Genomic DNA, 6609 nt, shown 5'->3' on the forward strand with positions numbered 1-6609 from the left:
ATTTTACGGGACAAAGCCTTTTATTGTCAAGCGAAACAGGTCTGCTGGACAAACGCTTAAAAGTCTGTAGGGGCAAGCTTGATTATTTTTTGACTTTAGTCTAAAGATGTCCTATAAGCCTTTATTCTTTTTTTGTCTATTTCACGCTAATAATCACTCGTTGATAGGCTTTGAGATGATGTGCCCCATTATCAGTTACTTCTAAAATCATATGGAAAGTATCGCCTGATTTGGCATCCTTTGGAATTGTAAAGCTAACAGTCTTGCTATTAGCTCCAGTCAAGCTGACGGGATCCACCACTTCACCATCATCAAGTTTTCTGGTCCAGCCCAAACTTAACCCCTCTTTTGGATCAATAGACTCAGTTGCCGTACTTGTTCCCTTATATTCTTTATAAGAGTCAGCTTCAAAATAGCGCCACCACGAATAAGTCAGTTTATCTCCATCAGGATCATCTCCTTTTGCCGTTAAACTAACTTTTTCTCCTGCTTTAGCAGAAAGGGTCGTTCCTTCAACCACACTAGCTTCAGGTTTGTGGTTTGCATCATCGTAATCACTCGCAATTCCCCAGTCAGCTCTCGCTGCAAAATCATTATTAATATCATCAATCCAGCGCGTCAATGTGTATTGAGACTCAAATTGTTTCGTATAGGGATTATAATCTAATTGGGTGTTTTGATATAGTTTATCAGAAATTTGACCAAAACGGCCTCCCCAACCTCCATACTCAGGGTGGTCAACATTATTTAAACCATTTTGAAAAAGGTAAAAATAAGATGGCGAATCCCCTTCAGAAATAAAGTCATACTGCTGATACGTAGGATTGTTAGCCAGATAATCACTCGAGCCACGCTGTTCTTCGGCTAATTCTCCATCAATGATATTACCATCTCCCATTGAAGCATACATATCCAGAAGCGGTCCATGACCCTCTAAAATATTTTCTTTCTGCCAATCAGCTTTAAGAGTTTTTGTCAGTGCTTCATCATTTTTCTGCCACATGTAAGCGAAATACCAAAAGTTGGATTGGTCATTAATGACGGTTATATTCGGCCAATTCGTTGCAATATAATTAGCATAACTGTCATCTTGATCTAAAATGATATAAAGAACTAGTTTATCATAAATCTTCTGCTGAATTTTTTTCCAATCATCAGTATCTTTATATTGTTCTTCAATAGATTTAAGTGCGCGTGCTGTTGTATTGGTGCCTCCCCACGTCTGTACATAGAGCGGTCTGTCATCATCGTCCAAAAAAAGATTCTTCAAAAACTCGGAACCTTCCGTTACCTCATCCATTTCTCCGACATTGCTGATATTGCCAACTTTTGTCACCTTACGCAAATCATCAGCAGTCGGAAAACCTTCTGCATGTTTTGTCAAATTGGGCTGAACCTTTTCATAAGCATCTAACATGTTATAAATCCAGTCTGTACCCGTCCAACGGTAAGGAGCAATATCTTTTTTCTCATCACCGGCATAATGATAGGTTGAACTGGTCAGGACAATCCCTTCAATATCCATCTCATTAGCATAGTAAAGCGTCCGAATCATGGAGTTCATATCATCAACCTCACCGTCTGTGGTAATGACCGTTCGGTATTTATCAGATGTTTGCTTATTTTTAGTATTATGATTGCCTTGTTTAGAACACGCAGTCATTATTAAAACTACTACTGCAATAAAGCTTAAACTTATAAATGTTTTCCATTTCATCTCTTACTTCTCCTATTTTTTCTGCTGAGCATTAAGCCAATCAAAAAGATTGCTATAGTTCACACCGTCTACTGTGGCTATACTTGTTCCTCCTTTTGTTGCATTGCTTGGACTGAAACCTGATAGGTCACTGACGTTTTGAATAGCTGCTACGTCCTGAACTCCTGAAACTTGGTCATTGAAAAAATAAATCCACGACCAATGTCCTAGATAAGACGTCCTAGGAACATCAGAACCTTCCACACTCTCATAATAAGAAAACCATTTATTGCTGGCACCGCTATCAATCAAAGCCTTATAAACAGGCAAAGCATAGCTGTTAGGATCAACTACTGTATCATTAGCTGCATGAATAAACCAAATAGGTATAGTACTCAAAGCAGCAATTTTATCCTCGGTAAAATAGACATCATCTGTGCGAACAGGTGATTTTCCAGATAATTTAGTATTATCATCAACCTGAATGTAAGAGCCATCATCCTGACGCTCATAGTTGTAATAAGCATAAGCAGCAGCCTGTGGAACTAAAGCAGCAAAGTAATCGGGATAATTGACAGCCATGTTAAGGGTCATATAACCACCGTTAGAACCGCCGGCAAGGTAAATACGGCTTGTATCTACATCAGGATTGCTCTTAACATACGCTTTAATAACATCCATCAATGCTTGTGTATAACGTGAAACACCTGAACCTGCTCCATTTGTTCCGTCTCCTTCGTCCATCCAATACGTTTTTGCCTGAACGGCCAAAACATAAGCTCCAGTTTGTTCCCCTGCTGTAAAATGACTTTGAATAGCATCACGAGCTAAGGCAGTCACTTCATTCCCAAGCAAAGTAATATCGGTGTCTGTTCCGCCTTCACCTTGGCCATGAAGCCATATAATCAAAGGATTCTTAGCTCCATCTGCCAATTTTTTAGGTTCATATGCCGCATAATTTAAAGTAATATTTTCATCTTGCTTGGTGAAATCATTTCGATAAGTACCTGAATAAGAATCACGAACAGTGAAAGCACTTAAATCTGCAGAATAACGGTTGGCTATCACATTATTATCTGTTTTCAGAGTTAGGGATTTCTGACCACTGGACACTTCCAAGCCCTTAATAGAAACATCATAAGTTTCTACCCAATTATTCTGGAAAGTGCTCATGTTATAACTAAAAGGTGTAGCCACTCCCGCATTAGCTGTGCTGTCAAAACCAATAGGCGTTTCTATCGTGATGTATTTAGACTTCTTACTGGTCTTCTTTCCATTTTTGGTTGACAAATAAGCCGATGTCACGGTTCGGTCAACTCCCGCTGTCTTTACTTTTAGGTTATCTGTTGTCACTTTAGAAACATCATTATTTAACTGTATAATGAGTTTAGGAACTGCAGGGCCAAACTCGTAGCCCTCAACATCAATAGAAACTTTACTAATTTTTGTACCCGAAGTAGATGACACTGCACACCCTCCTAATAGTAAAATCGCCGTAAGCATTACTAAAGCACCAATGATTTTTTTCATTTTAACACCTCCTTTTAATCACCCTTTAAGGTAAACGCTTACATTTTAATCTTAAATAGAAGTTGCCAGTTACGGCAACCCATGTTTTTTACCCACATCTAGTTTAAAAGAAAGCAAAATTTTTCGCAATAACTTTTCAAAACTTACAAACTATCGTATCAATCTATCGTAGGATAGTATGATTATTAAGAAGTAAAAGCCATTACAGCCAAATTTCTTAAGCCTCATCGCTGTCCACAAAACGCCCTAGAATAGTTACATTCTCGGCAATAGAGACAAAAGCTTCTGAATCGGCTCTGCGCATGTAATGCTTGAAGTCATTAAGCTCTTCACGAGTGATAATCGTTAACAGCACTGCCTTTTTTTCATGATTATAAGTACCTTCTGCATCATGAATGCAAGTAACACCTCGGTGCAGTTTTCGATGAACCATCTCAATAACACGGTCAGGTTCTCCCGTAACAATCATTGCCTGCAGTTTCTTTTGCTTCGTAAAAATAGCATCTGTCATACGGCTGGACACAAATATGGTTATCATAGAATAAAGAGCATATTGCCATCCAAAAAGCATCCCCGCAAAAATCATGATAATACCATTTACAATGAGAGAAATTCTTCCCACATCCCGACCAGTTTTCTTACGAATAGTCAGACTTACAATATCAGTTCCGCCGCTGGAAATTCGAGAACGCAGTCCATATCCAATTCCTGAACCTATAATCAAACCACCAAAAATAGCATTAACTAACGGATCTTCTGTCAAAGTCACACGAGGCACTATCTGAATAAAAAGAGAGGACATCGTTACTGTAATAAAAGTAAAGATGGTAAATTTATGGCCTATCTTGTACCAAGCCAAAAGCAACAAAGGGAGATTGATAGCATAAAAAGTCAGTGAAATTGGAATTTCAAAACCAAGGAAGCGCTCACTCAGAGCGGACATAACCTGTGCCAAACCAGTTGCCCCACTGGAATAAACATGTCCTGGCTGGAAGAAAAAATTAACAGCCACAGCTGATAAAAAGCCATAAACCAAAGAGGCAGAAATTTTTTCAGCATATTTCTCTTTGGAAATAGAGCGTACTGCAGCCCATAATCCTCGCTTCTGAGCCCAGCGTTTTGTCTGAAATTTAACTTTTTTCCTAAGTGATGTTTTCTTTTTCATTATATCGTTTTCAGAAATGTGCAGCTATCTTAGGCTGCCGTTCATTATTAATACGAAAGTCCTGATAATTCTTATATTTCTTTAGTCTCAGTCGTTTCAACCTTCAAGGCTAACTCATCTAATTGTGCAGCCGCAACTGGACTAGGCGCCTGAGTCATTGGATCTGCTGCCTTGTTATTTTTAGGAAAAGCAATAACCTCACGAATATTATCTTTTCCAGCAAGCAACATAACAAAACGGTCAAGACCGATTGCAAGACCACCATGCGGTGGAAAACCATAGTCCATAGCTTCAAGTAGGAAACCAAACTGTTCATAAGCTGCCTCATTAGAGAAACCAAGCGCTCTTAACATACGTTCTTGCATGTTCTTTTGATTAATACGGAGACTGCCGCCTCCAAGTTCATAGCCATTAAGAACGATGTCATAAGCAACAGCACGAACCTTAGATAAGTCCCCTTCTAATTCATCTGCACTTTCTTTCGTTGGCAAAGTAAACGGATGATGAGCTGACATATAGCGATTTTCGTCTTCAGACCATTCAAACATTGGCCAGTCAATCACCCAGAGGAAATTGAATTTTTCCTTGTCAATGATGTCAAGTTCTTTAGCAATATGACTACGAAGAGCTCCTAACGAATTATTAACAACATCGAGTGTGTCAGCAACAAAAAGGACCAAATCATTGTCTTCAAGCTGCAAAGAATCTGTCAACTCACTCTCAATAGATGCAAGAAATTTAGCGACAGGTCCTGTGAGAGAATCCTCTGTAAATTTAACCCATGCAAGTCCTTTTGCTCCAAATTGCTTGACATAATCTGTCAACTTATCAAGATTTTTTCGTGAGTAACGATCAGCACTGTTTTTAACAACAATAGCTTTAACAGCAGGTGCTTCAGAAAAAACTTTAAAGTCAGTGGACTTTACAATATCTGTCAAGTCTTGTAAAAGCATCTCAAAACGTGTGTCAGGCTTATCAGAACCGTACAAATTCATTGCCTCATCATAAGTCATGCGCGGAAACGGCAAAGTAAGCTCAATCCCCTTGGTTGCTCTCATAACTTTGGCGATCATACCTTCTGTAATGTCTTGGATCTCTCTATCCGATAGGAAAGTCGTCTCCAAGTCAACCTGTGTAAACTCAGGTTGACGGTCTCCACGCAAGTCCTCATCACGAAAACATTTAACAATCTGGTAATAGCGGTCAAAACCAGCATTCATCAGCAGCTGTTTCGTAATTTGCGGACTTTGAGGCAAAGCATAAAAATGCCCTTGGCTAATACGGCTTGGAACTAAGTAATCACGTGCCCCTTCAGGTGTTGACCTAGTCAGCATTGGTGTTTCAACATCAATAAATTCTAACTCGTCTAAATAATTACGAATAACGTGTGTCACTTGTGCACGCAATTTAAAATTCTTGAATAATTCTGGTCTGCGAAGGTCAAGATAGCGATAACGCAATCGTGTCTCGTCACTCACTTCAACACCATCTTTAATTTCAAATGGGGTTGTCTTAGCCGTATTTAATACAGCTAGGCTTGTTACCTTAAGTTCAACAGCACCTGTGGGCAGGTTATCGTTGACTTGCTCACGCGCAACGACTTTTCCAGTCACTTCAATAACAAACTCATTACGAAGACTCTCTGCTGTTTCCATCACACTCGCCGAAACTTCTTCAGGATTAATAACTAACTGCATAATTCCTTCACGGTCGCGGAGATCAATAAAAATCAAACCTCCCAAGTCCCGACGGCGGCTAACCCAGCCTTTCAAGGTAATTTCAGATCCAATGTGCTCGCTGCGCACACGGCCAGCATACATAGAACGTTGCATAAATAAAATACCAACTCCGACTAGATGAGCCAATAAAATATTAAAATTCTGAGACTGTAAATATCTCTTTGTTTTTCTAGTCGGTTTTATTCCTTTCAATAATTCATAAGCTGATGCTTTGCTCATTCTTTCTTATTATAGCAAAAAGCATACAAAAACCCCACCCATTCCGGCAGAGTTTTTACATATTTTAGGCTCTATAATATCTGTAGTGGGTAAATCTCATTCAGATATTATAGGGCTTTTTGAGTGTATACACAAAAAGTCCCATATGACTTATAATGAAAAGCGACAAAACCATCATTAGAAAGATTCATATGGAACACCTTAAGAATACCACAGATTTAATCGGATTGAAAGACAAAAATATCAAAATCTTGTTTGTT

4 protein-coding genes are annotated in these 6609 nt (G+C 39.0%); all 4 read right to left on the minus strand.

Going from position 1 to position 6609, the window contains the following annotated elements; all coding sequences use genetic code 11:
• Positions 1–136 precede the first annotated feature (136 nt).
• Positions 137–1717 (minus strand): DUF1593 domain-containing protein, encoded by a 1581-nt coding sequence (locus tag ACVRZ8_RS04095; RefSeq protein WP_447448041.1) that lies wholly within the window; start codon positions 1715–1717, stop codon positions 137–139.
• A gap of 12 nt (positions 1718–1729) precedes the next feature.
• Positions 1730–3226, minus strand: a complete 1497-nt coding sequence (locus ACVRZ8_RS04100) for a prolyl oligopeptidase family serine peptidase (protein WP_447448043.1) — start codon at positions 3224–3226, stop codon at positions 1730–1732.
• Positions 3227–3443: 217 nt separating this feature from the next.
• The gene (locus tag ACVRZ8_RS04105) at positions 3444–4391 is read right to left on the minus strand and encodes a YitT family protein (protein WP_447448044.1); all 948 of its coding nucleotides are present in this window, start codon (positions 4389–4391) and stop codon (positions 3444–3446) included.
• Between the two features lie 71 nt (positions 4392–4462).
• Positions 4463–6223: an aspartate--tRNA ligase gene (gene aspS, locus ACVRZ8_RS04110; RefSeq protein WP_447448049.1), complete on the minus strand. Its 1761-nt coding sequence runs from the start codon at positions 6221–6223 to the stop codon at positions 4463–4465.
• Positions 6224–6609 lie beyond the last annotated feature (386 nt).

Source organism: Streptococcus dentiloxodontae, assembly GCF_053206925.1.